We start from the raw sequence: 26,550 nt of genomic DNA, 5'->3' as shown, positions 1-26,550 counted from the left end.
GCGCCGTCGATGTTGGCCGCCAGGCTCGGCCAACCCGAGGGAAGCAGCGCGGCGGCATGCCCGATCCGCGGCCGAACCAGTCATCGCATGCGCTGGGTACACGGCCAGCCTCCGGTAGGTCGTGCACGGCCCCGGGCCGTGTGCGACATCCCCGCGAAACCATCCAGGCGTCGCACACCTGACGGTGCACGACCTATCTGGGGCGCGCTTCGACGGTAAAGCGATTGCCCGGAGGCAGCCGACAAACACCGGGGCCGGCACGGCAGTCGTAGGGCTACAGCGCCTGGGGAGCGGGCGCATGTAGGGATCGCACGCCGCCGGGGTGCGCCACCCTCACCTTGGCGACAGGCACCGCGGACACAGCCGCCACCCCGTGATGGTCATGCCAGCCGGCCCAGGCGCGGCTTCCGTGGTGCCGGGCGCAAACGACCGGGCCGGGATGAAAGTACCGGACAAAAAAAAGCCGACCCAAGTGGTCGGCCAAGGAGGAGGAGAGATTGAAAATTCTAGCTGAGACCGAGTATACAGCATTGCGCCGCAACATGAACAGACAGTCAGTCACAAGGGGTTTGACCGCAGTTCACAGATAACCCAACCCGGTGCACTCATTGTGGACGGACAAAAAAAAAGCCGACCTGAATGAGGTCGGCCAAGAGGAGGAGAGATCAAAACCGCTGTTGCATTGCAGTATACACAAAACCGGGCAGATGTGAACACCCATTCACGATCAATTCAGCTGATTTCCCCACGAAAATGGTGCATCGCGTCACAACTCATGCTTGCGTCACCTGCCACGTCCGGTAATATCAACGTCAACCTTGAAGGCGAAGCCCGGCGAAAGACCGGGCCGTCGGCCAAGGGGGGGAGAGGCTACCAAAGCAAAAATAGAATTGGGCCCGCGGCAAGCGGGCTTTTTTGTGTCCGTTTCCAGCGTGCGGGGAATCGTGACGGGCCGCTGGGCGCACGGCCCGTCCGGTATCGGCAGGGTTACTCCGCGGCCACGCGGCAGCGGTAGCAGTGCGCCGGCGGGATGTTGCGCACCTCGAACTCCTTGTCCACCCGCGGGAAGGTATCCTTGAGGAACGGGAAGACCGCGTTCGAGAACTGGAAGACCAGGAACTCGCCGGTCTCGGCGAGCCCGTTACGGGTCGTCTCCAGGATCTCGTCACGGGTGTCCGCGGGCATGGTGCTGAACGGGATACCGGAGACGATATAGTCCACCCCGTCCCATCCGAGCTGCTCGGTCCACTCATCGAGACTCGCCGCAGAGGCATGGGCGATGGTGAGCCGCGGATCCTGAACGCGCTCCCTCACGTAATCGGCAAAGTCACGGTTGAGCTCCATGACCAGCAGCTCGCCGTCCTCGGGCATACGCTCGAGCAGGGCGCGGGTGAACGTCGCGACGCCGGGCCCGTACTCCACGACGCGCTTCGCGCGGGACCACTCCACGGGCGCGAGCAGCTTGTCGATGAGGTGACGGGAGCTCGGGATGATGGATCCGAGCATCGCGGGGTGCTTGAAGAAGTTACTCGCGAAAAGCCAGAATCCCGACCCACTGGCCGAGGCGTTCGCTGATTCGTTAGCGGCAGACACTCTAACGTTCTCCATTGCTTGAGTTCGTTGGCAGGCCCTGACCGCGGAGGCACACTGAGGTGCCGCACGCACTGAGCGCATAACTTTGGCAGGGCCCGGGGTGCGGACGCAAGTTTACGCGATCCGCCCCACACAGGCGCGGGCGGGATCCCCCGGGAGACGCGCCCGCGGCCGCCGCCCGGACGCGCACCGGAACCATACCGCCGCGGCCGGTGACAGCCGGGCCCGGCGGCAACGATACTAACGGCCGGACAACGAACGCCCGGATCGACGCGGACCCGATACGCACGTGGAACACCCGACCTCCCCCTTCATCGACGCCCTGACCAGCCCGACCCACTGGTTCATGGCCGTGGTAACGGCGCTCCTGGTGGGCATCTGCGTGGTCATCCACTACCAGTGCCTGCAGGTGGGCTGGCGCTTCCTCGTCGGCCAGAGCCTGGCCCGCCACGGCCACCGGCGCATGGTGGTGATCATCCTCGGCCTGCTCGGCGCCCACGTGATCGAGATCTGGATCTTCGGCGCCGGCTATTCGCTGCTACTCGAGCTCGACGGCACGGGCAAACTGGTGGGACTGCCCCTGCAGGGGCTGCTCGACCATGTCTATTTCTCGGCCGTCACCTACACCACCCTGGGCTTCGGCGACATCACCCCGCAGGGCCCGATCCGGCTGCTCGTGGGCACGGAGGCGATCACCGGGCTGGCGCTGGTGACGTGGTCCGCCTCGCTGACCTTTCTCGCGATGCAGCGCAACTGGTAGCGGCCGCCCACGGGCGGCCGCCGATGCCCCGGCGTCACCGGCTCAGGCGAAGCGCTGGCTGCCGTCGCCCCGGCCGATCAGGCCGTTCCGCCGGTCCTCGGGCAACCGCGCCCAGACCCGGTTGATACCGCTGATCACGGCCTTGATCGAGGCGCTGACGATGTTGCCGTCGATACCGACACCGAAGACATCCCCCGCCACCCCCTCGCAGGAGAGCTCCACGAAGCACACCGCCCGGGCGTCCGACCCCCGGCCCATAGAGTGCTCCTCGTAGTGCTGGACACGCACGTCCGCGTCCAGCGCGGCGAGCAGGGCGTCGATGGGCCCGTTGCCGACACCGGTAAGCACCTCCTCGCGGCCGTTCTCGCGGACCTTGAGCCGCACGCCCTGGCGGCCGTCCACGTCGAACAGGCTCTGGCTGACGTAGTCGATGGGGTGATCGAGTTCGAGGTATTCCCGGCGGAAGATCTCCCACATCTCGTCGGCACGGATCTCGGCACCGGTACTGTCGGTGACGCGCTGGATCGCGTTGCTGAACTCGACCTGCATGCGCCGCGGCATGGTGAGGTCATAGTCGCGCTCGAGCAGGTAGGCCACCCCGCCCTTGCCGGACTGGCTGTTGACGCGGATGACCGACTCGTACGTCCGGCCCAGGTCCCGGGGGTCGATGGGCAGGTACGGCACCCGCCAGGGCGCCTCCGGCTCCTGGGCGGCGAACCCCTTCTTGATCGCGTCCTGGTGCGAGCCCGAGAACGCCGTGAACACCAGGTCGCCGACGTAAGGATGGCGCGGATGGATGGGGAGCTGGGTGCACTGCTCCACCGTCCGTGCGACGTCGTTGATGCGCGAGAAGTCGAGCCCGGGATGCACACCCTGGGTGTAGAGGTTGAGCGCGAGGGTGACGAGGTCGACGTTGCCGGTGCGCTCGCCGTTGCCGAACAGGCAGCCCTCGACGCGGTCCGCCCCGGCCATGACGGCGAACTCCGCCGCGGCGATGGCGGTGCCCCGGTCGTTATGCGGATGGACGCTGAGCACGATGCCCTCGCGCCGGGCGAGGTTGCGATGCATCCACTCGATCTGGTCGGCGAAGACGTTGGGCATGGACATCTCCACCGTCGCCGGCAGATTGACGATCACCGGCCGGTCCGCCGACGCCTCCCAAACCTCGGTGACCGCGTCCACCACCTCGTGGGCGAAGTCCAGCTCCGTCGCGGAGAACGTCTCCGGGCTGTACTGGAACATCCACTCGGTCTCCGGGTTCTCCTCGGCGAGCTTGCGGATCAGCCGCGCCCCATTGACCGCGACCTCGCGGCTGCCGTCGCGGTCGAGGTGGAAGACCAGCTCGCGGAAGGCCGGAGAGGTGGCGTTGTAGAGGTGCACGATGGCGCGTTTGGCACCACGCAGCGACTCGAAGGTCTTCTCGATGAGGTGGTCGCGCGCCTGGGTGAGCACCTCGATGCGCACGTCATCGGGGATCATGTCCTCCTCGATGAGCCGGCGCACGACGGTGTAGTCGGTCTCCGAGGCCGAGGGGAAGCCCACCTCGATCTCCTTGATGCCCACGGAGACCAGCATATGGAACATCTCCAGCTTGGTCTCCACGCCCATCGGCTCGAACAGCGCCTGGTTGCCGTCGCGCAGGTCGGTGCTCATCCACACAGGCGGCACATCGATGGTCGCATCCGGCCAGGTACGGTCGGTGAGCTGGATGGGACGGTAGGGACGGTATTTCTTCGACGGATCGGACAACATCGCTCAATTCTCCATGTTCTATCGGCGCAATCGCGGGCCTGTGGCGATGTCACGGCCGGCGGGCTGCCACGTTTCCATGGCCCGCCGACCGCTGATCAGTCGTCGGTTGATCGGTTGCTCGCTGCGCGGCATGGATGCTCGCTCCTCGCAACTATCCGCTGTTACCCCGCCTCGCCCGGCGGGTGGCTGTTGAACGGTGAACTGGGTGTTGTGTGGGGTCTGATTAGCTGCGCGCAAGGCGCAGCGGGAGCAGCCCGGGCAGGAGCCGGGACGGCAGGCGGGAGGTCAGAAGGTGCCGGGGCTGATCCATAAACATGTCCGATAGTTAACGAAGGATCGCCCGGCATGTCAAGTTACGGGCGAGATACCGGCCCCTCACCACACCCTACCCGAGCGCCCGGCGCATCTCCGCGAGCCAGTCCCGGGCCTGGCCGGCGTCCGCCTCGCCGCCACCGGCCGCTCCGCGCCGGCGGTCCACCAGGGTAACCGGCTGGCCCGCACGCACCTCCTCCAGGAACCGCGAGACCGCCAGCCGCCGCGGACCCTCGCCGCCGCCCATGTCCACGCGGTCGGCGTGGTGGAGGATCAACCGGTCCTGGGCCCGGGTGATCGCCACGTAGCCCAGGCGCCGCTCCTCGGGGAGGTTCTCGACCACGCCCTCGCGCTCCATGGGCATGAGCCCCTCGGAGAAACCGAACAGGTGCACCTCGGGCCACTCCAGCCCCTTGGCGGCGTGAACGGTGCACAGGGTCACGCGCCCGCCCTCCTCGGCCTCGTCGGTACCGGCACTGACCACCTCCAGCGCGCTGGCCCACTGGGCGGCACGGTCCGCACCGGCCGGCAGGGCATCCAGGCGCCGGCGCACGGCCCCCTGTATCGCCCGCAGGCGCCCGAGGATGGGCCGCAGGGCGCGCTCGGGATCGCCCTCACCACCCTCGCCGCGGCCACCGCGCCGGGCCCGGCGGAGGAGCCAGTCGTTGATCATGGGGGTCTGGCGACACCACTCGAACAGCCCGCCCGGGCCGCGGGCGTGGAGGTCGTCCAGCGCCCGGCGCAGGGCGTCGAGCCCTTCCGAGGCCCGGGGCGAGAGCGCGCCGGCTGCGGCGAAGGGATCGCCCCCGCCGGAGAGCAGCCGGCTCACGCCCCGGGCCCCGAGCCCGGGCACCAGCTCGGCGAGCCGCGAGAGCGCACGGATGTCCCGGCGGTTGGCCGCGAGCCGGCCCGCCGCGAGCATCATGCGCACATCGGCGTAGCCGAGCAGATCGGTGCCCGCCTTCACCCGGTAGGGCACCGCACGGCGCAGCAGCGCGGTCTCCAGGATCCGGGCCATGCGGTTCTTGCGGTAGAGCACGGCGAGTCGGTCCGCGGCGGTACCGTCGCGGATCGCCCGCTCCAGGCGCTCGGCGACGCCTTCGGCCATGGCCTCCGCCGCGTCGTAGTGCACGAGCTGAACGCCGTCCCCCTCGGGGGCCGCGCGCACCGCGTACGGGGACTTGTCCAGGCGCGCGGTGTTGTGGCGCACCAGCGAGGCCCCGCCGCCGACAATCGCCGGCGTGGAGCGGTAGTTGCGCTCCAGGCGGTAGACCGTGGCGGACCACGCCTCGATGAAGGTGCGCAGGTTCTCCGGACGGGCGTGGCGCCACTCGTAGATCGCCTGATCGTCGTCACCGACCAGCATGACCGTTCGGCTCGGCGGCGCCAGCAGCTCCAGCAGCCGGAACTGCGCGGCGTCGGTATCCTGCGCCTCATCGACGGTGACGTCGCACAGCGCCCCGGTCACCTGCTCGCGCACCTCCGGGTGCCGGCGCAGCAGCCGCGCCGGCAGCGCGATGAGATCGGCGAAATCGATGACGGCGGCGTCGCGCTTCTCGCGCTCGAAACGGCGCAGGCGCTCGAGCATCCGCGCGCTCGCCACCGGCCCGAAGCCGTACTCGCCGCAGGCCGAGACGATGCCCTCCAGGTCCGCCTCCTCGGTGACATCCAGGCCCCGGGCGTTGATCGCCTCCACCGCCTGAAGCGCCTCCTGGCGGCGCTGGCGGTCGGAGAACGGGCCGGCGAGCAGCGCGTCGAGCATGCGCCGGGAGTCGTCCGCGTCCATGAGGGTGGCGTTGCCGGGCACGCCGATGTGACGCCCCCAGCGGCGCAGCAGCGCATTACCGTAGCTGTGGAAGGTGCCGATCCAGGGCAGCGCGATGCCGTCGGGCAGGCGCTCGCGGATACGCTCGCGCATCTCGCCCGCCGCCTTGTTGGTGAAGGTCAGCAGCACCATGGACTCGCCGTCCACGCCGCTCTCGCAGAGCCGGCGCACGGCGCGCTCGGTGGTGCAGCGGGTCTTGCCGGAGCCGGCGCCGGCGAGCACCGCCGCCGGGCCGTCCTCGTGGGCGACTACGCGGGACTGATCATCGTCGAGCATGGGGCGGGATGGTACCGCGTTTCACCGCGCTGCGGGAGCCGGCACCGGCCGGACCGGTGCCGGCCCGCGCTCAGATGGCATCGGGCTGATTCTCCGGGCGCGCCCGTTCGAAGGCGGGCAGGGCCAGGCACGCCTCGTTGATCGCGCGGATGCGCGGATAGGCGGCGAGGTCCATCTCGAAGCGGTTGGCGTTGAACACCTGCGGCACCAGGCAGACGTCCGCCAGGCTGACCGCGTCGCCGTGACAGTATGGTCCGGCCGGACCGTCGGCGAGCATGCGCTCCAGCGCGGTGAAGCCCTCGTGGACCCAGTGGCGGTACCAGCCGAGCTTGTCGCCGTCGCTCACGCCGAGCTCGCCGGTGAGGTACTTCAGCACCCGCAGGTTGTTCACCGGGTGGATGTCGCAGGCGACGACCTGGGCGATCGCCCGCACCCGCGCGCGCCCGGCGGCATCATCGGGAAGCAGCGCCGGCTCAGGAGCGATCTCCCCGAGGTACTCGCAGATCGCCAGCGACTGGGTCAGCCGCCGGCCGTCGTGCTCGAGGGTCGGCACCAGGTGCTGGGCGTTGACCGCATCGTATGACCCACCCCGCTGCTCGCCGTCACGCAGGTTCACCGCCACCGACTCGTAGGCCAGGCCCTTGAGGTTGAGCGCAATGCGCACCCGGTAGGCGGCAGTGGAGCGGAAATAGTCGTAGAGGCGCATCAGCCGCGGAACTCCTCGACCTGCTGGTCGATGGCGCCGAAGATGCTCTCGCCCGCCGCGTCGAACATCTCGATGCGCACGCGGTCGCCGAAGGACATGAACGGCGTGCTCGGCTCGCCGGCGTCCAGCTTCTCGAGCATGCGCCGCTCCGCCAGGCAGCACGAGCCCTGGCTGCGATCGTAGTTGGAGATCGTGCCTGAGCCGACGATGCTGCCTGCCTCCATCTCCCGGGTCTTGGTGACGTGGGAGACCAGGCGCGCGAAATCGAAGGTCATGTCCACGCCGGTGTTGGGCCGGCCGAAGAGCTCGCCGTTGAGGTGAACGACCATGGGCAGGTGCGCCCTGGTGCCGTCCCAGGCATCGCCGAGCTCGTCCGGGGTCACCGCCACCGGGGAGAACGCGCTCGCCGGCTTGGACTGGAAGAAGCCGAAGCCCTTGGCAAGCTCACCGGGAATGAGATTGCGCAGGGAGACGTCGTTGACGAGCATCAGCAGCTTGATATGCGACGCCGCCGCCTCCGGCGTGGTGCCCATGGGCACGTCGTCGGTGACCACCGCCATCTCCGCCTCGAAATCGATGCCCCACTCTTCGCTGCCGGCAATGATCGGGTCCCGCGGGCCGACGAAGGAGTCGGAGCCGCCCTGGTACATGAGCGGATCCTCCCAGAAGCTCTCCGGCATCTCCGCACCGCGGGCCTTGCGCACGAGCTCCACGTGGTTCACGTACGCGCTGCCGTCGGCCCACTGGTAGGCCCGGGGCAGCGGCGAGGCCAGCGCAGCCATGTCGAGGTCGAACGCGCCCTCCGCGCTGCCCGCGTTCAGCCGCTCGTAGAGGGCCTGGAGTGCCGGTGCCGCGGCCGTCCAGTCGTCCAGCGCGGCCTGCAGCGTGGGCGCCACGTCGGCCGCCTCGACGGCGCGGGAGAGGTCGCGGGAGACCACGACCAGGGCGCCGTCGCGCCCACGCTTGAGCGAAGCCAGCTTCATGTTGCCTCCTCATCCCCTGGCGGGGTGTTCGTCGGGCATTTGATATCGATCATAGCCGACCACGGGGACGGCCGATTAGCGTTCGGCAAAGTAGTTTCAGTCAAAATTAAAGTCAAGCAACCCCAGGTGCCGCCATGTCCCTCGTGACCCCTTCCGCGCCAGCCTCCAACGCCCTCCCCGGCCCCCTGTGCACCCTCGCCGACGGTATCCAGCAGGCGCTGGACCGCGCATGCCGCCAGACCGCCGGCATCCGCCTCGCCGACTGGCGGGTGCTCGCCGCCCTCGATGTCCACGGCCCTGTGTCCGCCGGCACCGTGGCCGAACGCGCCGGCCTGGAGCGCCCGCGTGTCACGCGGGCGGTTGCCCGGCTGCGCGAGCGCGGGCTGGTCACCCGCCAGCCGCATCCGGACGACCGCAGGGTCGTACACCTGGCCCTGACAGAGGCCGGGACCGCGTGCCTGAAGCGCCTCGGCGAGATCGAGAACGCCCGTCCGGACCGCCTGCTCGCCCACCTCTCGCACACGGAACGCGAGACCATCGGCCTCCTCCTGGATGGGCTGAGGGATAAGACGGTCCCTGCAAGGTAGTTTCGCTCAAAACTAAATGGCGTTACGATGCCGGCACGAGCCGTCACGGCTCCCGTTCATACAGGAGGAGATGACGATCATGCCGCAGGACGAACGCCAGTACCTCAGTGGCTTCCGAAACTACTTCGAAACGGAAGCCGAGCCGGGCGCGCTGCCGGTGGGCCGCAACTCACCGCAGCGCTGCCCTTACGACCTCTACGCCGAGCAGTTCAGCGGCACGGCGTTCACGGCCCCGCGCCACAGCAACCTGCGCAGCTGGCTCTACCGGATTCAGCCGTCAGTGGTCCAGGGCGCTTTCGAGCCCGTGACCCTCGGCCGGCTGGAAGCACCGGCTCAGACCCCGGTGGACCCGAACCAGATGCGCTGGAGCGCCATGCCCTTCCCCGAGACGCCCACGGACTTCATCGAGGGGCTGTTCGCGGTGGCCGGCAACGGCGATCTCAAGGCCCAGGCGGGCTGCGGGGTATATTTCTACGCCGCCAACCGCTCGATGGACGGGCGCTTCTTCTACTCGGCCGACGGCGAGTGGCTCATCGTTCCCCAGCAAGGCGGCCTCGAGATCGCCACGGAGATGGGTGTAGTCACCGTCGAGCCGGGCGAGATCGCGCTCATCCCGCGGGGCCTCAAGTACCAGGTGCGCCTGCTGGCGGCCCAGGCCCGCGGCTACATCTGCGAGAACTACGGCGCGTTCTTCCGGATCCCGGACCTCGGCCCCATCGGCGCCAACGGCCTGGCCAACCAGCGTGACTTCCTGACACCGGTGGCGGCCTACGAGCAGCGCCGCGGTGATTTCGAGCTGGTGGCGAAGTTCTGCGGCAACCTCTGGGCGGCCCCTCTCGACCACTCCCCGCTGGATGTGGTCGCCTGGCACGGCAACTATCATCCGTGCAAGTACGACCTCGCGCGATTCAACGTCATCAACACGGTGAGCTTCGACCACCCGGACCCCTCGATCTTCACCGTGCTCACCGCGCCCACGGACACCCCCGGGACGGCCAACGTGGACTTCGTGATCTTCCCGCCGCGGTGGATGGTCGCCGAGGACACGTTCCGGCCACCGTACTTCCACCGCAACGTGATGAGCGAGTTCATGGGCCTGGTCCACGGGGTCTACGACGCCAAGGCCGAGGGCTTCGAGCCGGGCGGCGCGAGCCTGCACAACTGCATGACCCCCCACGGCCCGGACGCCGAGACCTTCGAGACCGCCTCCAAGGCGGCGCTCGAACCGGTCTACCAGGGCGACACCCTGGCGTTCATGTTCGAGTCCCGCTACCTGTTCCTGCCCACCGAGCAGGCGATGGCGGCCTCGTTCCGCCAGCGCGACTACACCAACGTATGGCAGGGGCTCGACGCCCGGTTCGACCGCAACCGCCCCTAGCCCGCCACGGACCGGCCGGCGCCCGCCGGTCGGTCGCGTCCGCCCGTGCCCACACGCGCCCTCGGCAAACGCACCGTTTCCGGTCCAGAATGCCCCAACGGGGAGCTGACAACGAAACAGACGGAGCCGGGGAGCCATGCCGCACGGCACTCTGCGGCGGGGGCTGGTCATACTGATCGCCCTCGCCGTCAGCGCTTGCGCGCGCAACGACACGCCCACCCTGCGCCTGGCTGCGAACGCATGGCCGGGATACGGGTACTTCTACATCGCCCAGAAGAAAGGCTTCACCGCGGATGCCGGCATCCACCTCGAGATCGTGGATACGCTGTCGCTGCGCGACTCCCGGCGGGCCTTCGAACGCGGCCAGGTGGACCTGCTCGGCGGCACGCCTCTGGAACTCGTGCAGATCGAACGGCGCTCGGACCGCAAGGCCCGGGCCGTGCTGATGCTCGACCGCTCGGTAGGGGCGGACGTGATCCTGGCAAGACCACCGGTTACCGGCGTCGCCGGCCTGCGCGGGCGGCATGTGGCAGTAGAACCGGGATCGGCGAACCTGCTGGTGCTCGCCGGCGCACTGGCGCACGCGGGGGTACCGGCGACCGGGGTCCGTCTCGCCCCAATGCCGCAATCCTCCATGGCGGAGGCGCTGGCCGAGGGCGAGGTATCCGCGGCAGTGACGTATCCGCCGTTCTCCAAACGCATGGAGCACCTCGACGGTGTCCGGCGGATCTTCGACACCGCGGCGGCGCCGAACGCCGTCATCGACATCCTCATCGCTTCCAGGGAGGTTACCCGTGAACGGACCGGGGCCCTGAGCCGGCTGATCCGGGCCCACCAGCGAGCCCTGGACTGGGCGGCCGATCATCCGCAGGAGGCGGCTGAACTGCTCGCCCACCGGGGCGGTCAGAGCAGTGAGGAAATACGCGAACCCCTGGAGCAGATCCATATGATCGGGCTCCGGGCACAACGCGACTGCTGGGGCGAGGACGCCTGTCTGATCCGCGCGGTACGTCGGTCCATCACCGCCCTGGAGGCCTTCGACCGCCGTGCCATCACGATCGATCCCCGGCGCCTGCTGGACAGCCGGGCACTGGAGAGGGTGGCGTCCCCGTGAAACGATTGATCCCCATGCGCCGGCGCATCGAGTTCCGGCTTGCGGCGGCACTGATGGCACTGGCAACGGTGTTCGCGCTCGCTGCGGGCTGGATGAGCTACCGTCATCACCTGCCCGACGCCCGCGACGCCGCGGTCGGCCAGGCGCTGGAGATCGCCCGCACGATGAACTACGCGGTGGAGACCGTCGCCTCCGGTACCGCCCTGGAGCGCTTCGTCCTCACTGTCGCCGCGAATCCACGCATCCGTGCCATCGCCCTGACCAGCGCCGACGGCGACCGCGTCGTGGCGAGCTCCCGCCTGGCATGGCAGGGCCGCTCCGCCGACGACCTGGGGACGACGTCGATCGGCCGCTGGCTGAGCCACCCCCTGTCCGGGGATAGCGAGACCCGCTGGCGGCCGGGACACGGCGAGGCGGTCGCGATCTCCCGGCTGTGGATCACCGACCCGGTGAGCCCGATCGCCGAGACCCTCGCGGACGGCCGGGTGGTGGTCGTGATGGACGCCTCCGAGCTGATCGGACGCGCCCGGAAGGACGCACTGATCAATGCAGGCTGGCTCACTGCGACGGTACTGGCATTCACACTGCTCGTCTTCCTGCTTGTGCGCCGCGAGCTGATGGCCCCCATAAACCGGGTCTACCAGGCACTCAAGGCACAGCAGGCCGGCGAGAGCGGCCGTGCCGCCCCGGAAACCGGCAGCCCCGAGATCCGCACGCTGGCACAGACGGTGAACGAGTTCTTCAAACTCCACCAGCGCATTGACCGCTACCGACAGGTGTTCGAGGACCTGCCGGTGGCGGTCGCGCGGATCCGTATCGGTAACGACGGCCTGCACATCGATGCCAATCCTGCCTCACGGGAGCGCCTGGGCATCGACGTCGCCCGCATCACCGATCTGCGCACCCTGCAGGCACTGTTCGTGGACGCCGGGCAACGCCGGGCGCTGACCCGCGACCTGCGCGAGCACGGCATGGTACGCGACCGCGAGGTCCTGATCGCACCGGGCGGCGACGCACCACAGCGCTGGATCGCCATGGCGGCCCACCTCGCCCACCGCGGCGGCGACGTGGTGATCGACGTCGTCGCCGAGGACATCACTGCCCACAAGGAGGCGATGCAGGGACTTAATGCCGAGCGCGACCGTCTGCGGGACATCGCCGACAGCATCCCCGGCGCGGTCTACGAGTACCGCCTCATGCCCGACGGCAGCGAGCGCTTCCCGTTCGTGAGCGACGGGCTGCGCACACTCCTCGGACTTTCACCGGAAGAGCGCACGGACGACCCCCGCATCCTGTGGTCACGCGTCCTTCCGGAAGACATGGAGCAGATGCGTACAGCCACCCGCCAGGCGAACATCGGCCCCCCATCCGACTGGCACGCGGAGTTCCGCGTACGCACCGGCGAAGGCATTCACTGGCTGTTCGGCCACGCGGTACCGGCGGACGACCCCGGTCCCGGCCAGCTGTTCCGCGGCGTACTCATCGATATCACGGAACGCAAGCAGCTGGAGGCACGCCTGGAACGTGCCGCACGCCACGACACCCTGACCGGCGCACTCAACCGGGCCGGCTTTGAACCGCTGCTCGAACGCGCCATGGCAACGGCGCGCCGTTACGACCGCCCGCTATCGCTGCTCCTCGCCGACCTTGACCATTTCAAGGCCATTAACGACCGCTTCGGCCACGAAATGGGCGACCGCGTGCTGGCCCATTTCGCCGAGGTCATGGGCGGACGCCTGCGGGACAGCGACACCTTCGTGCGCTGGGGCGGCGAGGAATTCATCATCCTGCTGCCGGAAACCGGGGCCGACGGGGCATGGCGGATCGCCGAGACGCTGCGGCAGACCGTGGCGGAGAGCGCCTTCCCCACCGGGGAACGTCTCACCGTGAGTCTGGGCGTTGCCACGCTCCGTCCCGGGGATACCGTCAAGGCGCTGATCCGCCGGGCCGACGCCGGCGCCTACCGGGCCAAGCGCGCGGGACGTAACCGGGTCGGCGCCCCGCCCTCCGGGATCGCGGCCACGGGGACCAGCGCGCACTGACGTCGGCACCGGGCATTCCCGCCGGCGAACAGGGTGTCCGCAGGCGTCACCCGTGAGCCATAATGCGCTTACCGTCGGGAAGGCCAAGGAGAAAAGGATGAGGGACGTCACCGGGCATCGCCGACCGCGACACACGGGGCCGTGAGCATGCGTATCCAGCCCGTCAGCGACCTTCATCTGGAGACCCGGGACGGTGCCACCCTGGAAGACATGGTGCCCCCGGCGGACGTGGACCTGATCGTGCTTGCCGGCGATATCGCCACCGGTACCCACGGCGTCGAGGCCGCCGCGCGATTGTCCGCCGACCGCAACACGCCGGTGGTATACGTGCTCGGAAACCACGAGTACTACGGCTGGCACTTCCCCGAGCTCGCTTGCGACTGCCGGGAAACCGCACGGGCCCTGCGCGAGCGCGGCACGGGCGAGGTCCATGTCCTCGAGCGCGAGGTGCTGCATCTCGGCAGTGTGCGCGTCGTCGGCGCCACCCTCTGGACGGACTACCGCCTGCACACCCACGGCGATGTCCAGCAGGTGGGGCGCAACCGGCGGATCGCTGCACGCCAGCTCGCCGACCATCACTTCATCCACACCCGCGACGGGCATTTCCGCCCCGAGGACGCCCAGGCCGCCCATCAGCACACCCGCGAATGGCTGGAGGCCGTGCTCGCCGAGACCTGGGACGGCCCGACGGTGGTGGTCACCCACCACGCCCCGGTACCTCAGCTGAGCCATCCCGGCTACCCCGGCGACGGCCTCGCCGCGGCCTTCGCATCGGACCTCAGCGGCCTGATCCACATGCACCCGCCGGCACTGTGGATCTCCGGACACACCCACGCCAACGCGGACCTCACGATCCGCGGCACCCGCTTCGTCGCCAACCAGCCGGGTTACCCCCATGAGGAGACGGCCAGCATCGGCCGGGCGGCGTTCACGCCGGACAAGGTCGTGGTCGTCGAACCGGAGGACTGACCGTACGGACGCTTCGCCGTCCGCCGGCATGGGCGGCGACGTGGACCTTACCCACGTGTCACGCAATCGACGCGGCCGTGTCACCGGGGCGTAACGCCGCGACCGCTACCCTGCCGCCATGACTATGCCAACACACGAGGCAGCCGGGACAGCGACCATGGAGAGCCCACACCACCTGCGCCCCCGCGGTCACGGACAACCCCTGCGCACCCCCGCCGGGGCGCCCTATCACGCGGCCGCCGGCGACGTCGTTCAGCTTCATACCGGCGGAGAGTGGCTGGACGTACGCATCACCGCCGCCGGCCGCAGCGAGCTGGCCGGGGTCGTTCTGGCCGCCTACTCCACCCGCGAGCCGGCCCGTCCCCATACGGAGGGCGGACGCCACAGTCTGCGCTTCAGCGAGGACCACATCTGGCGGTGCGTCGAGCTGCGCCGCTGATGGCGCGGCGAGGGTGCACCAGCGCCTGCGAGGTGGCAGGATAGCGGCTCCGTCACCAAGGGGCCGTCGAGATGCCGCACACGCCGCCAGACGCGGAGCGCCGCCGAATCCTGCAGGCCATGGCCGGCCTGCTGCTCGCCGGACCGGCCCTCGCCCGGGGCGCCGGGGAGGAGTCCGGGGACCGCCGCCAGCACCTCTACGAATGGACGTTGCCGTCCGGCGACAGCGCCCTCGTCGGCCGCGCCCACGTTACCCAGGTCCGCGACGGCGAGACCCTGCACGACGTGGCCCGGCGCTTCGACGTGGGCTACTGGGACATCATCCTGGCGAACCCGGACGTGGACTTCTGGCTCCCCGGCACCGGCCAGCCCGTGATCATCCCGCGGCGCTTCATACTCCCGGACACGCCGCGCGAGGGCATCGTGATCAACGCCCCGGAGCTGCGGCTGTACTTCTACCCGCCCGTCGGGGACGACAGCCGGCAGCGTGTGATCACCCACCCCATCGGCATCGGGCGCCAGGACTGGAGCACGCCGCTGGGGAGCACGAGTGTCTCGGGCAAGATCGACGGACCGGCCTGGTACCCACCGGCCTCCATCCGGGCGGAGGCCAGGGCCAAGGGCGAGTCGCTGCCGCGCCGGGTGCCTCCGGGCCCGGACAACCCCCTGGGCGCCTACGCCCTGCGCCTGGCGATGCCCGGCTACCTCATCCACGGCACCAACCGCCCGGCGGGCGTAGGCATGCGCGTCTCCCACGGCTGTGTCCGGCTCTACCCGGAAGACATCGCCTCGATGTTCCCGCAGGTGCCCCGGGACACCCCGGTACGCATCGTCCATCAGCCGCTCAAGCATACCTGGGCCCGGGGACGGCTGTGGGTGGAGGCCCACCCGCTGCCGATGACCGACGACTTCACCGCCAGCGATCTGCAGTTCACCGCCGATGAACGTCGCCGATTCGAAGAACGGATCACCGCCACGGCCCTTGCCCGCGGCCAGCTGCCCGACCGCGGGCGGCTCGCGGACGTGCTGGAGCGCCCGACCGGCATCCCCACCCCCGTAACCGGCTGACGGCGGCGCCGGGACGACGTGCTGCCGCCACGCCGGGCCCTGCCCGGCGGTCTCGCGCAGGCGACCCGGAATGCGGCCAGCCGGGGCGCAGGGAAAACGGTTGGAGACCCGATGAGCGGCGGGCAACGCCGGGCGCACAGTGGCCTGCGGCACGGCGTCCCGGGTGATTGCTGACGCCCCCCTAGTCGCGGGTATCCGCCACCACGCGATGGGTCTGCTCACCGAGGCCCTCGACGCCGAGTCGCAGGCTCTCCCCCGGGCGGAGGTAGCGCGGCGGCTGCCGGCCCATGCCCACGCCGGCGGGCGTGCCGGTGGCGATCACATCCCCCGGCTCCAGGGTCATGTAGCGGCTGAGATGGCTGATCAGCGCCGCCACCGGGAAGATCATATCCGCGGTCGTGCCGTCCTGTACGCGCTCGCCGCCGAGCTCGGTCCACAGCGCCAGTGCCTGCGGATCCGGGACGGCATCCGCGGTCACCAGCCAGGGACCCAGCGGACAGAAGGTATCGTGGCTCTTGCCCTTGACGAACTGCCCACCGTGGTCCTTCTGCCAGGCACGCTCGGAGACGTCGTCGAGCACGCAATAGCCGGCGACATATCCCAGGGCCCCGGACTCGTCCACACGCCGCGCGGTCTCGCCGATTACCACTGCGAGTTCCACCTCCCAGTCGAGGCACACGGCCCCCGGCGGGCAGAGCAGATCGTCGTCCGGCCCGCACACGGAGGAGACGGCCTTCGAGAAGACGATGGGCTGCGTCGGCGCCTGCGCCCCGGTCTCCCGGGCGTGGTCCCGGTAGTTCAGTCCGATACCGAGGATCTTGCCGGGCCGCGCCACGCAGGGACCGAGACGCGGCTCACCGGGGACGGCGGGCAGGGAGGCCGGATCCAGGGCCGCCAGACGGCGGCGGGCATCCGCCGCCAGGGTCGGGCCCGCGATATCATCGACATGGCCGGACAGATCACGCAGCGTATCCGTCCCGTCGAGCAGTCCCGGCCTCTCGGCGCCGGGGGAGCCGAATCGCACCAATCGCATGGGGTCTCCTTGTCCGCACCCTGGCACCCCGCGGGGCGCCGCATCCGGCGATAATGCCGCCGCATCGCCGGGGGGACAAGCCGGCGGCACCGGAACGTCGACCGAGCATAAGGCCGCAGACCGTGTACGGCATCCCCGCTACGGGGTGTCCTGTCCCCGGCGGGTACCGCGCAAACGCGCATTACCCAATTGTCGGTTGCCCTAGGGCAACCGATCCACGGCCGGTTGGCAGGAATGTCGGCCGCCGGGAGCGGCCGACCTACGGCACCACGACACGGCCCCTTCACAGGCATGCCGCAAGGGTGCCCCCCGGCCTCTCCCGTAGGTCGGCTGCTCGGAGGCTGCCGACAGCCGCGTCGACCGGGCGGGGATGTCGCACGTCTCCGGCGCAAGACCGGCGCGACGGGAACGTGGTGGCCCGAGGGCCGTGAACCACGCGTTGATACCGCCGCGTCACCGGAATCAGGCCGTGGGCCGGCCACCGGGACATGCCCGGAACCCGGGCATGTCCCGGGCGCGGGTGACCACCAGCCAGTCGCTGCGGAACGGTCGCTCCATGAGCACCGGCTCGTCGGGTATCCCCGCCGGACGGTCGTAGTAGCGCAACACGACCCCGGTCGGATGATGGCAGATCCAGGCACCCACCTGATCATCGTCGATCACCGCCACGGGCCGCTTCAGGCGCCCCGTGAAGCGCAGGCGATTGTGGTACTTGCCGACATGGGCGACGGGATGGCCGGTGGCCTGCAGGCCCGCCACCAGGCGCCCGACCGGCGCGAGGTCGTACCACGGTGCCGCGACACTGCCGATACCGAGGATGATCGTCGCCAGGGCGACCACGTTGAGGCTGGACAGTGCCACCGCCCGACCGGCCGGACGCGCGGCCGGTGCCAGCATGACGAGTGCGATCAGCACCAGCACGGCCGGCAGCCACAACGGCACGTTCATGACCCAGCCCGGCGCGTTGTCGGGCACGTTGCCCAGATGGGGCCAGAGGCTTATACCGGCCACCAGGACCATCCCCGCCGCCGCGGGCGACGCGTCCCACCAGCGGCTCGCCGCCTCGCCGGCGTCGTCGAGCCCGCGGACCAGAAGCAGCGCCAGCCCGGGCAGCAGCGGCAGCAGGTAGTGCGCCTGCTTGCCACTGATGAGCATGAACGCCACGAATGCGGTGACCAGCCAGCTCAGCAGCAGCCCGGTCCCTTCGTCCCGGCGCGGCCGCAGCCGACCGAGCGCCCGCCAGCCCGAGAGCCAGCCGATCCAGGGGAAGACGAGCAGCGGCAGGATCGCCAGGTACCACCACCACGGACGGGCGTGGGCGAAGGAATCGACCATGCGCCCCGCGCTCTGCCCCCAGAAGATCGCCTCGGCGTAGGCCGGTCCGCCACGGATGGCCGCCGGCACCGCCCAGGCCAGGGCGATCGCCGCCCCGCCGAGCACGGCGAGCCCGATGCGGGCATACCAGCCCCGCCAGCTGACGGTGCCCCGCCTGTGCCACAACGGGGCCAGAACCGCCGCCGGCAACACGTGCAGGAGCACTACCGGCCCCTTGGCGAGGATGCCGAGCCCCAGGCCGAGGGCGATCAGCAGCGGACCGCGCCGGCCGTGCCCGACAGCGAGCTCCGCCACCCCCACCAGTGCGATGAGCACACAGACCGTGAGCAGCACGTCGAACATCACCGCCGGCGCCCATACGGCCCAGAGACCCGTACCCACGAGGACCACCGGTGCGACCCGGCGCACGTTCACCCGCTCCGGCCACAGCAGCACCGCGAGGCGCACGGTGAGCCCGGCCGCGGCCAGGGCACACAGGGCCACCGCCACGCGGGGCCACCAGTCGCTGACCCCGAACACGGCCCACCCCGCGTGCATCAGCCAGAACAGCAGCGGCGGCTTGTGGGCGTAGAACGCCCCGTTGATGCGGGGCACGAGGAAATCACCGCCCTGCCACATCTCCAGCGCCACGCCTGCGTAGCGGGTCTCGTCGATGGGAATCAGCGGCAGCGCACCCAGGTATACCGTCGTGAGCAGCGCGAGCGCGCCGACGACCCACGCCGCGATCAGCCAGTCCCGCCTCATGCGCCCTCCGTGCCGACGCTCTCCCCGCGATCGCGGTAGATGAAGTAGAGGTTGCGCAGATAGATGAACAGCCCCGACGCCTGGCCGATGATGAACACCGGGTCCTCGCGGTGGATGGCATAGGCCAGCAGGGTCATTCCGCCTGCAATACTGAAGTACCAGAACGCCACCGGAATGACGCTGCGCCGGGCGCGCTCGCTCTGGAACCACTGCACCAGGAAGCGCAGCGAGAACAGCGCCTGGCCGAACAGTCCGACGCCCAGCCAGATGAAGGTCGGCTCAATCATGGACGCACCTCGTGATGACCCACGCTCAGGCGCCGGTGCCGTAGCCACAGCACGCCGAAGAGGTCCACGATGCCCACCCACAGCCGGTTACCCAGGCCGTACTTGGACCGGCCGGCCCGGCGGGCGCGGTGATTAACCGGCACGGTCGCCACCCCGGCCCCCGCCTGACGGAACAGCGCGGGCAGGAAGCGGTGCATATGGTCGAAGTGCGGCAACGCAAGGAAGATCGACCGGCGGAAGAGCTTGAGCCCGCAGCCGGTATCCGGGCAGTCGTCACCGAGCACGCGGCGGCGTACGCCGTTGGCCACCCGGGAGGACACCCGCTTGAGCCAGGTGTCGTGACGTCGCCGGCGCCAGCCGGCAACCAGATCCGCCGCGGAGCGCTCACGCTCGGCGATCAGCCGGGGGATGTCCGCAGGATCGTTCTGGCCGTCGCCGTCCAGCGTGACCACCCAGCCACCCCGCGCCGCGGCCACACCGGTGGCAAGCGCCGCGCTCTGGCCGGCATTGCGTTCATGAGCGATCACGCGAATGCGGGGATCAGCGTCCCGCAACCGCAGGAGCCGACGCATGCTATCGTCGGTGCTACCGTCGTCGACGAACACGATTTCATAGTTATCGACGCCGTCGAGGGCGGTCCGCACCTCGTCAGCGAGAGGGCGGACGTTCTCCGCCTCGTTGAATACCGGGATGACAACCGAATACTCCACCAACTGCCTCACCATCCATGAGTTTGGTCGCGAGTCTAATGAAACGGTTGTTAACAGAATGTCTACACAAGACCTGCCCGGCCGCGCCCCGCTCCGACGAGGCGCCATCCGACGGGCAACGTTACAACGAGTTTGGATGCCGGCAGGGGGGCGCGCCAACGCCGGCCGGCGGACGCGCGCTTTCGGCGGTCAGGCGAAATGCCAGACGGCCCGCGTCCCTTCGCCGACGGTGCTGTCGATCTCGATGCGCCAGCCGAAACGCCGGCACAGCCGGTCGGCGATGGACAGCCCCAGGCCACTGCCGTTGCTGAGGCTGTTGCTGCCGCGGACACCGCGCTGACGGATACGCTCGATCTCCTCGACCGGGATCCCCACGCCGCTGTCCACCACGCTCAGGCGATCGTCGTAGAGGGTGATCCGGACACGACCCTCGCGGGTATGCTGTACCGCGTTCCTGATCAGATTCTCCGCCACGGCTCGGATGGCGACCTCGGGCGCGGCGAGCACCGGTTCCGCCGCCGTCTCCCAGTCCACCGGCACGCCCGCCCCCGCGGCCAGGCGCTCCACCAGCGATGCAACAAGCGGCGCCACCCCGACCGGCGCGTGGGGCACCTCGCCCGGCCCCTCGCGGGCGAGCACCAGCAGCGCCCCCACGGTGTCGGTGATCTCCCGCGTCGCCGACGTCGCACGGGCCAGCGCCCGGCGGGTCGGCTCCGACAGGCCGGGGTCCCGCTCGGCGATCTCCAGCGAGCTGCCGATTACCGCCAGGGGATTGCGCAGCTCGTGGCTCGCGTCCGCGGAGAACGCCCGTTCACGTTCCAGGGCGTCCACCATCCGCTGCTGATAGCCCGCAAACGCCGTCGCCAGCTCGCCAACCTCGTCGCCGGGGTAGTCTTCAGGCGCGACGGTGACGCCGTCGGTGGCACGTTCGCCGATGCCCACGGACAGCGCCAGCCGCCGCAACGGTTCTATCAGGCGACGGGACAGGAAATAGCCAAGCCACAGGGCGATGTAGAGGGCGAGAACCGTACCGCCGGCGACCAGCCAGATCGTGAGGGACTCCCGGTACTCAAGGGTCGTGAGGTCCTCGGCGACGACGAAGGTCTGGCCGTCACGGTGGGCCACCGCCAGGGCCCAGCTCCGCCGCTCGGGGAGGCGGGCGATGGCGTCGGCCTCCAGCGGACCCTCGTACTCCGCGGGCCCGTCGTGCTCGATCTCGTAGAGGCCCGGCCGCCAGCCGCCGATCGCCTCCGGAAGCGTCGCCGGGGCAACACGGCCATAGACCCGGACATCAGGACGATTCGGCGCACTCGTGAGATTGAACCGGTCCGGCGCGACCATGATCTCTTCCAGCCGGCCGGTGAGGATGCGCGCGACGGCCCGTTCCTCGAGGTGGTAGGCGGCGATGAGCAGCGTGCCGACCAGCAGCGGTCCGAGGACGATACCAGCGATCACGAAGGCCGCCAGGATGCGGAAGCGCAGGCTATGCCGGGGCATCGTCCGGAGCGACCAGGCGGTAGCCGACACCATGCACGGTGCGCAGCATGGGGTGGGTGAAGGGGTGGTCGATGGCGCGGCGCAGGCGGTGGATGTGAGCGCGCAGGGTATCGGTCGCCGGGGGCTCATCACCCCAGACCGCCTCTTCCAGGACCCCGCGCGTGACCACATCCGGTGCGTCGCGCATGAGCCGGCGCAGCAGCAGGAAGTCCGCCCGCGCGAGGTTCACCCGCCGGCCGGCACGAACGACCTCGTGGGTCCGCTCGTCGAGCTCGAGCTCGCCCACCCGCAACCGCGTCCGGGTAAACTCCCCACGGGCCCGGCGTACCTGCGCACGCACCCGGGCCTCGAGTTCAGCGAGCGCGACGGGCTTGACGAGGTAGTCGTCTGCGCCGTGCTCGATACCGGCGAGCTTCTCCTCGAGCTCCCCCCGGGCGGTAAGCATGATCACCGGGGTGCCGTCACCCGCCTCGCGGAGACGACGGCACACCGTCAGCCCGTCGACGCCGGGCAGGGCGAGATCCAGGACGATGGCGTCATAGCGGTGGCGCCCGGTGAGTCGCAGCGCCTCGCGACCGTCCGCCGCGGCATCGGCCTCATGGCCGCAGCTCTCCATGTAGTCAAGGATATTGGCCGCTAGGTCGAGGTTGTCCTCGACTACCAGGATGCTCGTCAACGCCGGGCTCCGGAAAGGATCACTGACCCATCATAGCCCGAGCGCCGCTCCTTACGCATGGCTGCGACACGAAAGCACCGGTCACTGTCTCCGCCGCCGGCGTTCCGCCGGGCTACTGACCGTGAATGCCGTAGGACGGCGGCTCCGCCGCGCGCGCCGGCCCGGCGGCAAGGCGGATGCGGGTCGCGTCCGCCTTGTCCCGGTACATGGCCTGGTCCGCACGCTCAAACAGGGCCTCCGCCGTATCGCCGGCGGCGGCGCAGGCCGCGCCGACACTGACGCTCACCCGGATGATGTGGTCCTCGTGCTGGATCACTGCACGCTCGATGAGATGGCGCAGGCGCCGTGCCGCCTGCTCCGCGCCCGCCTCGTCAGTCTGGCGCAGCGCGACCACGAACTCGTCGCCGGCGTAACGGAACAACAGGTCCCCGGTGCGTGAGTGCGCCTTGAGCCGTTCGCCGATCTGGCGCAGGACGGCATCCCCGGCACGGTGGCCGAAACAGTCGTTGATGGTCTTGAAGTGGTCCACGTCGATGACCAGCAGCGTGAGCGGCGCCTCGTGGCGCACGACCAGGTCCATTTCCGCGGCCAGGGCCTCGGCCATGGCCGTGCGGTTCTGCAGACCCGTGAGCGGGTCCCGCCGGGCACGGCGAACGGCGCACTCATAGGCCAGCGCGCCACGCAGCAGCGGCGCAACCGCACCGAGGACAAGCGACAGTTTATTGACATCCACCGCCCCGTCGTCGCCGATCTGGAACACCCCCGCAGCCTCCGCGCCCGCGATACGCCACCACGAGCAGGCCGCCATCTCCGGGCCGGCGTCTGCGCGCACCTGCCCCGCCTGATCGATGAACCGCAAGGCACTGACACCCGCCTGGGCCGCCAGCCAGTCCGTGAGGACACCGAGGCGTTCATCGACCGTCGTCGCCCGCTGCAGTGTGAGCAGCCAGGCCACGGCCTCGGTCCCGAGGCTCAGAAGCTCGTCGGCCCCAGTCTCCTCGATCACCCAGACGTCGGGCTCGGCTTGGCGTTTTGCGACCACGGTGGCACCCTCGTTCCGAACGGATTGACGGCGGAATTGAGGCGAATTCCGTGCCAGCCCCTTACGCAACCCCCCGAATCAGTGATTTATCTAATTCGGGGGCATCCTGGAAGGGCCCCGATTCATGCGATGGTCGAAAATCTGACGCGGGTGAGAAGTGATGCTGTATACGCCGCCGGCGAATCCGCGTCCCGTCAACGTGCCCACCGAGGCGCGTCCCCTGCTCCAGGTCCTGCCCGCCGGCAGGGTTCTGCACGCCACGGTCCGCCGGGGTGACGAGGGCCAGATGATGGCGGTGGCCGGACGGCTGCGCCTGCCTCTGCCCGCCGGTACCGGCCTTTCCCCCGGCGACACCGTCGCCCTGCGCGTCACCGCCGGCGAGGGCGGGCGCACGGGCATCGAACTCCTGCCCGGCCAGGGCGGCGGCGCGGACGCTCTCACCCGCCTCCAGCGGACCAATGTGCCCCGCCAGCAACCGGTCACCCAAGGGATCCGGCTACTCGCGGGGCTGCAGGCGCAGGACCTCCCGGAACCCGCCGCCAGGGCGCTGCAGCCGCTGCTGGCCTCACTGCCGAGCCCCAGGCAGCTGAGTTCCGCCGAAGGCCTGCACGCGGCGCTGCGCGACTCGGGCACCCTGTTCGAGAGCCGGATCACCGCCCGGCCCGAGCTTGCCGGTTCCATCGCCCGCAACGACCTGCGGGCCAACCTGCTGCGCCTGGCGGCCGCGCTGCGCGGCAACGAGCGCCCGGATGGCGACGGCCTCCCCAACACGGGTACGCCCCCGGGGCGCGCGACGCAGGACGCCGATCAGGCGGTGACCGGCGCCCTGGCGCGGCAGATGCTCCACCAGCTCGCCGCCCATCGCCCGGACGGCCAGGTGACACTGGGCTTCGAGCTGCCGGTGGCCAACGGCGGCGAGATCGACGACCTGCGCCTGTCGATCCGGGAGGAGTCTTCAGGCCGGGGCGATGACAGCGATACACCGAAGGAGGACGCCGGCAAGCGCTGGCGGGTGGACGTCCGCCTGGGGTTCGCCGGTCTCGGCGAACTGGAGGCGCGGCTGTTCTATGACGCCGACGGGCTCAGCATCACCTGGCGGGCGGAGGACGCCGTGCTTCGCGAGGCGCTGGCCACGGAGATGCCCCGTCTGGAGGAGGCCCTGGGAGACGCCGGGCTCGCGATCCAGGGCCTGACGGTGAGTGAACGTCCGCCGGAGCCGGAGATGACGCAGATACCCGGCGGTGGGGAGGGGTTGATCGATGACCGCGCCTGACGAACGCCGGCGGATCGCCGTCGCGCTGGAATATGGGGGCGAGGGCGCACCACGGGTGACCGCCAGCGGCCAGGGTGTCACCGCCGACGAGATCCGCCGGATCGCGGAGGCCCACGGCGTGCCCCTGGACGCCAACGCGGATCTGGCCGAGGTACTGGCCACGCTGCCTCTGGGCCAGGAAATCCCGGAACACCTTTATCGGGCGGTCGCGGAGGTGATCGCCTTCGCCTACTGGGTGCGTGGCCGCGTGCCGGAGGGCTACCGTTCACGCAGCGGCGGCAACAGCGCTCCGGGGCGCTGAACGCAACGCCCTGCGAGGCAATCGCGTCCCCGCGGCCGGCCGCCGATGAACGCGGACGACGCTAAGCCGGCGGCACGTCAGCCGGCATCGCCGTCCTCGCCACGGTGCAGGGTCACCACCAGCTCCGCTTCCATGCGGCTCAGCCCGCAGGTCTCCATGACCTCCTCCACGCCGGCACCGCGACGCGCGAGCCGGATCGCCTGCGCGAAGGCGGGCCCGCCGCCGGTTTCCTGGCTGGCGACGGTATCCAGGCGGTGGCGCAGCCGCCCGAGGTCCTCCTCGAGGCGGTTGAGCCGCTCGCCCTGTCCCAGGGCACCGGCGGTGAGGGCCTTGAGCTGCTCGGCGAGATCCGCCCAGCGCGAATCCATGGTCGCGAGCCAGCGCGTATGGGCGCGCGAGCGCTGCACGAGGTAACCGGCCACGGCAAGCGCTGCGAGCGCGAGCACCGCCGCCCCCGCCGCGATCAGGATCATGGCCACCCCGCCGTCTCCCGCCATCGCGTCATCAGAGCTCGGCGACCTCCTGCCACTCGTCGGCGGTGAGCAGACGGTTGACGTCCACCAGGATCAGGAGGTCGTCGTCCCGGCTGACCACGCCGTAGATGTACTGCGACGAGTCCTCGTTGCCGACGTTGGGTGCGGTATCGATCTCGCCGTCGCGCACGTAGGTCACCTCGGCGACGCTATCGACCAGGATACCGGCGACCTGATTACCCGCCTCCATGACCACGATGCGGTCACTGTCCTCAGGCTCCTTCGGGCGGAGTCCGAAACGCATGCGGGTATCGATAACGGTGACCACGTTGCCGCGCAGGTTGATGATGCCGAGCACGTACGGCGGTGCACCGGGGACCGGCGCGATCTCCGAGAGAGGCAGGACCTCCTGGACCTGCATCACCCCGATGCCGTAGGTCTCATCGTCCAGGGTGAAGGTCACCCACTGGCTGACCGCGCCCTCGGCCTCGGTCTGTGCGTGCAGCTGTTCCGACATGACTATTTGTTCTCCGTGATGCGGACGCGCAGGGCGGCACCTTCCGCCCCCTGACTCAACATATCGGCAAACGCCTCGGTATCCATTAGCGCACACAGCCGCCCGAGGACCGTGCCCGCCAGCCAGGGCCGGCGTCCCTCGCGACTGCGCCAGCGTACCTCGTCCGGGGTCAGTCGCACCACGTCACCGATCCGGCGGCAGGCAAGCCCCCAGCGACCGTCGCCGACGATGAGCATGTGGCCGGGGCGACCCTCGGCGGCATCGGCGTCGGCGTGCCCCGGCGGCAGCACCAGCCGGGCGGTGTCGATCACCAGTACGTTGCGGCCACGGTAACGCATCATGCCGTGCACCCACTCGGGCTGACGGGGGACGGCCGCGATGTGATCGCTGAACGGTACCACGCTGTGCAGCTTCACCAGCGGCACCGCGAGCTTGAGGCTGCCGACCTCGAAGAGCAGCGCCTGGAACTGCGGGGTCGCCCACGGCGGCACCACGGCCCCCTCTGCGGCACCTGTGCCGCCCTCCCCGCCCGCTGCCGCCTGCACCGGGGCCGGCTCCTCATCGCCCTCCGTCGGTGTCAGCGGAGCCGAATCGGACACGACCCGCAGGGGCTGCGGCTCGGGCTCCGGTGCCGCCTCGGCGGTGTCACCACCTTCCGGCGGGAGATCGCGCAGCAGCTCGTCGAGGTAGCCGCGGACGGCGTCCGTCTGCTCGAGCAGCGTCGTCTCGTGCTGTTCAGATCGCCGCGTCATCGCCCAGCACCTTTGCCATATGATCGTCTTCCGCCGTGGCCTCCACGGTGGCCAGCAGCCGGCGATAGGCCTGGCTGCCCCGCGCCCAGGGCCTCAGCACCGTGAGC

Annotated in this window: 25 protein-coding genes; 10 read left to right on the top strand and 15 right to left on the bottom strand. The window is 69.9% G+C overall.

The genetic code is table 11. The annotated features are described in order from the left end of the window. Positions 1-987: 987 nt before the first annotated feature. Positions 988-1,506 (bottom strand): class I SAM-dependent methyltransferase, encoded by a 519-nt coding sequence (locus G7A99_RS00415; protein ID WP_018717410.1) that lies wholly within the window; start codon positions 1,504-1,506, stop codon positions 988-990. A gap of 376 nt (positions 1,507-1,882) precedes the next feature. On the opposite strand from G7A99_RS00415, the gene G7A99_RS00410 reads away from it, so the two are divergent. Continuing rightward, positions 1,883-2,353 carry a potassium channel family protein gene (locus tag G7A99_RS00410; protein WP_018717409.1) on the top strand — a complete coding sequence of 157 codons (471 nt, stop codon included), beginning with the start codon at positions 1,883-1,885 and terminating at the stop codon, positions 2,351-2,353. A gap of 42 nt (positions 2,354-2,395) precedes the next feature. On the opposite strand, the gene leuA is transcribed toward G7A99_RS00410, so the two are convergent. The 4 genes from leuA to G7A99_RS00390 all read right to left on the bottom strand — a co-directional run bounded on the left by leuA (position 2,396) and on the right by G7A99_RS00390 (position 8,207). Beyond that, positions 2,396-4,105, bottom strand: coding sequence for a 2-isopropylmalate synthase (leuA, locus tag G7A99_RS00405; RefSeq protein WP_018717408.1), 1,710 nt, complete (start codon positions 4,103-4,105; stop codon positions 2,396-2,398). Between the two features lie 385 nt (positions 4,106-4,490). Next, the gene (locus G7A99_RS00400; protein WP_163138598.1) at positions 4,491-6,518 is read right to left on the bottom strand and encodes an ATP-dependent helicase; all 2,028 of its coding nucleotides are present in this window, start codon (positions 6,516-6,518) and stop codon (positions 4,491-4,493) included. 70 nt (positions 6,519-6,588) lie between these two features. After that, entirely contained in the window at positions 6,589-7,224 is a 636-nt protein-coding gene (gene maiA / locus G7A99_RS00395; protein WP_018717407.1) for a maleylacetoacetate isomerase, read from the bottom strand. Continuing rightward, positions 7,224-8,207: a fumarylacetoacetate hydrolase family protein gene (locus tag G7A99_RS00390; RefSeq protein WP_163138597.1), complete on the bottom strand. Its 984-nt coding sequence runs from the start codon at positions 8,205-8,207 to the stop codon at positions 7,224-7,226. The genes maiA and G7A99_RS00390 overlap by 1 nt, the downstream gene beginning before the upstream one ends. A 134-nt stretch (positions 8,208-8,341) precedes the next feature. On the opposite strand from G7A99_RS00390, the gene G7A99_RS00385 reads away from it, so the two are divergent. The 7 genes from G7A99_RS00385 to G7A99_RS00355 all read left to right on the top strand — a co-directional run bounded on the left by G7A99_RS00385 (position 8,342) and on the right by G7A99_RS00355 (position 15,803). Next, positions 8,342-8,794, top strand: a complete 453-nt coding sequence (locus G7A99_RS00385; RefSeq protein WP_163138596.1) for a MarR family winged helix-turn-helix transcriptional regulator — start codon at positions 8,342-8,344, stop codon at positions 8,792-8,794. Positions 8,795-8,873: 79 nt separating this feature from the next. After that, complete coding sequence (hmgA, locus tag G7A99_RS00380; RefSeq protein ID WP_163138595.1) at positions 8,874-10,172, top strand: homogentisate 1,2-dioxygenase; 1,299 nt, start codon at positions 8,874-8,876, stop codon at positions 10,170-10,172. Between the two features lie 136 nt (positions 10,173-10,308). After that, positions 10,309-11,286, top strand: a complete 978-nt coding sequence (locus tag G7A99_RS00375) for an ABC transporter substrate-binding protein (RefSeq protein ID WP_163138594.1) — start codon at positions 10,309-10,311, stop codon at positions 11,284-11,286. Further along, positions 11,283-13,328: a diguanylate cyclase gene (locus tag G7A99_RS00370; RefSeq protein ID WP_163138593.1), complete on the top strand. Its 2,046-nt coding sequence runs from the start codon at positions 11,283-11,285 to the stop codon at positions 13,326-13,328. The genes G7A99_RS00375 and G7A99_RS00370 overlap by 4 nt, the downstream gene beginning before the upstream one ends. A gap of 147 nt (positions 13,329-13,475) precedes the next feature. Next, a complete protein-coding gene (locus G7A99_RS00365; protein WP_163138592.1) occupies positions 13,476-14,297 on the top strand; it encodes a metallophosphoesterase in 822 nt (273 codons plus the stop codon). Positions 14,298-14,454: 157 nt separating this feature from the next. Further along, a complete protein-coding gene (locus G7A99_RS00360; RefSeq protein ID WP_163138591.1) occupies positions 14,455-14,736 on the top strand; it encodes a hypothetical protein in 282 nt (93 codons plus the stop codon). Positions 14,737-14,807: 71 nt separating this feature from the next. Further along, positions 14,808-15,803, top strand: a complete 996-nt coding sequence (locus G7A99_RS00355) for a L,D-transpeptidase family protein (RefSeq protein WP_163138590.1) — start codon at positions 14,808-14,810, stop codon at positions 15,801-15,803. A gap of 181 nt (positions 15,804-15,984) precedes the next feature. Here G7A99_RS00355 and G7A99_RS00350 read toward each other — a convergent pair whose 3' ends face one another. The 7 genes from G7A99_RS00350 to G7A99_RS00320 form a co-directional block, all read right to left on the bottom strand. Continuing rightward, the gene (locus G7A99_RS00350; RefSeq protein WP_163138589.1) at positions 15,985-16,836 is read right to left on the bottom strand and encodes a fumarylacetoacetate hydrolase family protein; all 852 of its coding nucleotides are present in this window, start codon (positions 16,834-16,836) and stop codon (positions 15,985-15,987) included. A 462-nt stretch (positions 16,837-17,298) separates the two neighbouring features. Continuing rightward, the gene (locus G7A99_RS00345; protein ID WP_163138588.1) at positions 17,299-18,915 is read right to left on the bottom strand and encodes a glycosyltransferase family 39 protein; all 1,617 of its coding nucleotides are present in this window, start codon (positions 18,913-18,915) and stop codon (positions 17,299-17,301) included. Next, a complete protein-coding gene (locus tag G7A99_RS00340; RefSeq protein ID WP_163138587.1) occupies positions 18,912-19,202 on the bottom strand; it encodes a lipid-A-disaccharide synthase N-terminal domain-containing protein in 291 nt (96 codons plus the stop codon). Before G7A99_RS00340 ends, G7A99_RS00345 begins: the two co-directional genes overlap by 4 nt. Continuing rightward, entirely contained in the window at positions 19,199-19,912 is a 714-nt protein-coding gene (locus tag G7A99_RS00335) for a glycosyltransferase family 2 protein (protein ID WP_205599682.1), read from the bottom strand. The genes G7A99_RS00340 and G7A99_RS00335 overlap by 4 nt, the downstream gene beginning before the upstream one ends. A 189-nt stretch (positions 19,913-20,101) precedes the next feature. Then, positions 20,102-21,409, bottom strand: a complete 1,308-nt coding sequence (locus tag G7A99_RS00330; protein WP_163138585.1) for a HAMP domain-containing sensor histidine kinase — start codon at positions 21,407-21,409, stop codon at positions 20,102-20,104. Further along, the gene (locus tag G7A99_RS00325; RefSeq protein ID WP_163138584.1) at positions 21,396-22,085 is read right to left on the bottom strand and encodes a response regulator transcription factor; all 690 of its coding nucleotides are present in this window, start codon (positions 22,083-22,085) and stop codon (positions 21,396-21,398) included. Before G7A99_RS00325 ends, G7A99_RS00330 begins: the two co-directional genes overlap by 14 nt. 112 nt (positions 22,086-22,197) lie before the next feature. Next, complete coding sequence (locus tag G7A99_RS00320) at positions 22,198-23,127, bottom strand: GGDEF domain-containing protein (RefSeq protein ID WP_163138583.1); 930 nt, start codon at positions 23,125-23,127, stop codon at positions 22,198-22,200. A gap of 160 nt (positions 23,128-23,287) precedes the next feature. Between G7A99_RS00320 and G7A99_RS00315 the strand changes: the two genes are divergently transcribed. Together G7A99_RS00315 and G7A99_RS00310 are read left to right on the top strand one after the other, a co-directional pair. After that, entirely contained in the window at positions 23,288-24,400 is a 1,113-nt protein-coding gene (locus G7A99_RS00315; protein WP_163138582.1) for a flagellar hook-length control protein FliK, read from the top strand. After that, on the top strand, positions 24,387-24,701 hold the full coding sequence (locus tag G7A99_RS00310; RefSeq protein WP_163138581.1) for an EscU/YscU/HrcU family type III secretion system export apparatus switch protein: 315 nt from the start codon (positions 24,387-24,389) through the stop codon (positions 24,699-24,701). Before G7A99_RS00315 ends, G7A99_RS00310 begins: the two co-directional genes overlap by 14 nt. Before the next feature lie 77 nt (positions 24,702-24,778). Here the strand turns inward: G7A99_RS00310 and G7A99_RS00305 are convergent, their stop codons facing one another. Genes G7A99_RS00305 through G7A99_RS00295 form a run of 3 tightly spaced genes read right to left on the bottom strand, consistent with a single transcriptional unit; the run spans position 24,779 to position 26,443 of the window. Beyond that, positions 24,779-25,174, bottom strand: a complete 396-nt coding sequence (locus tag G7A99_RS00305) for a DUF2802 domain-containing protein (protein WP_240466045.1) — start codon at positions 25,172-25,174, stop codon at positions 24,779-24,781. 31 nt (positions 25,175-25,205) lie between these two features. Further along, a complete protein-coding gene (locus G7A99_RS00300) occupies positions 25,206-25,691 on the bottom strand; it encodes a chemotaxis protein CheW (RefSeq protein ID WP_163138579.1) in 486 nt (161 codons plus the stop codon). Positions 25,692-25,693: 2 nt separating this feature from the next. After that, on the bottom strand, positions 25,694-26,443 hold the full coding sequence (locus G7A99_RS00295; protein ID WP_163138578.1) for a chemotaxis protein CheW: 750 nt from the start codon (positions 26,441-26,443) through the stop codon (positions 25,694-25,696). Between the last annotated feature and the right edge of the window lie 107 nt (positions 26,444-26,550).

The sequence above is a fragment of the Arhodomonas sp. KWT genome, assembly GCF_010993615.1.
The sequence above is the reverse complement of the archived record's forward strand: the minus strand, read 5'-3'. Positions and strand labels throughout refer to the sequence as shown.

What these genes read in the sequence shown, in the direction of transcription:
- G7A99_RS00415 (WP_018717410.1), bottom strand. Translation starts at nt 1,506, where the DNA reads ATGCTCGGATCCATCATCCCGAGCTCCCGTCACCTCATCGACAAGCTG.
- leuA (WP_018717408.1), bottom strand. Translation starts at nt 4,105, where the DNA reads ATGTTGTCCGATCCGTCGAAGAAATACCGTCCCTACCGTCCCATCCAG.
- G7A99_RS00400 (WP_163138598.1), bottom strand. Translation starts at nt 6,518, where the DNA reads ATGCTCGACGATGATCAGTCCCGCGTAGTCGCCCACGAGGACGGCCCG.
- maiA (WP_018717407.1), bottom strand. Translation starts at nt 7,224, where the DNA reads ATGCGCCTCTACGACTATTTCCGCTCCACTGCCGCCTACCGGGTGCGC.
- G7A99_RS00390 (WP_163138597.1), bottom strand. Translation starts at nt 8,207, where the DNA reads ATGAAGCTGGCTTCGCTCAAGCGTGGGCGCGACGGCGCCCTGGTCGTG.
- G7A99_RS00385 (WP_163138596.1), top strand. Translation starts at nt 8,342, where the DNA reads ATGTCCCTCGTGACCCCTTCCGCGCCAGCCTCCAACGCCCTCCCCGGC.
- hmgA (WP_163138595.1), top strand. Translation starts at nt 8,874, where the DNA reads ATGCCGCAGGACGAACGCCAGTACCTCAGTGGCTTCCGAAACTACTTC.
- G7A99_RS00375 (WP_163138594.1), top strand. Translation starts at nt 10,309, where the DNA reads ATGCCGCACGGCACTCTGCGGCGGGGGCTGGTCATACTGATCGCCCTC.
- G7A99_RS00365 (WP_163138592.1), top strand. Translation starts at nt 13,476, where the DNA reads ATGCGTATCCAGCCCGTCAGCGACCTTCATCTGGAGACCCGGGACGGT.
- G7A99_RS00360 (WP_163138591.1), top strand. Translation starts at nt 14,455, where the DNA reads ATGGAGAGCCCACACCACCTGCGCCCCCGCGGTCACGGACAACCCCTG.
- G7A99_RS00355 (WP_163138590.1), top strand. Translation starts at nt 14,808, where the DNA reads ATGCCGCACACGCCGCCAGACGCGGAGCGCCGCCGAATCCTGCAGGCC.
- G7A99_RS00350 (WP_163138589.1), bottom strand. Translation starts at nt 16,836, where the DNA reads ATGCGATTGGTGCGATTCGGCTCCCCCGGCGCCGAGAGGCCGGGACTG.
- G7A99_RS00345 (WP_163138588.1), bottom strand. Translation starts at nt 18,915, where the DNA reads ATGAGGCGGGACTGGCTGATCGCGGCGTGGGTCGTCGGCGCGCTCGCG.
- G7A99_RS00340 (WP_163138587.1), bottom strand. Translation starts at nt 19,202, where the DNA reads ATGATTGAGCCGACCTTCATCTGGCTGGGCGTCGGACTGTTCGGCCAG.
- G7A99_RS00330 (WP_163138585.1), bottom strand. Translation starts at nt 21,409, where the DNA reads ATGCCCCGGCATAGCCTGCGCTTCCGCATCCTGGCGGCCTTCGTGATC.
- G7A99_RS00315 (WP_163138582.1), top strand. Translation starts at nt 23,288, where the DNA reads ATGCTGTATACGCCGCCGGCGAATCCGCGTCCCGTCAACGTGCCCACC.
- G7A99_RS00310 (WP_163138581.1), top strand. Translation starts at nt 24,387, where the DNA reads ATGACCGCGCCTGACGAACGCCGGCGGATCGCCGTCGCGCTGGAATAT.
- G7A99_RS00305 (WP_240466045.1), bottom strand. Translation starts at nt 25,174, where the DNA reads ATGATCCTGATCGCGGCGGGGGCGGCGGTGCTCGCGCTCGCAGCGCTT.
- G7A99_RS00300 (WP_163138579.1), bottom strand. Translation starts at nt 25,691, where the DNA reads ATGTCGGAACAGCTGCACGCACAGACCGAGGCCGAGGGCGCGGTCAGC.
- G7A99_RS00295 (WP_163138578.1), bottom strand. Translation starts at nt 26,443, where the DNA reads ATGACGCGGCGATCTGAACAGCACGAGACGACGCTGCTCGAGCAGACG.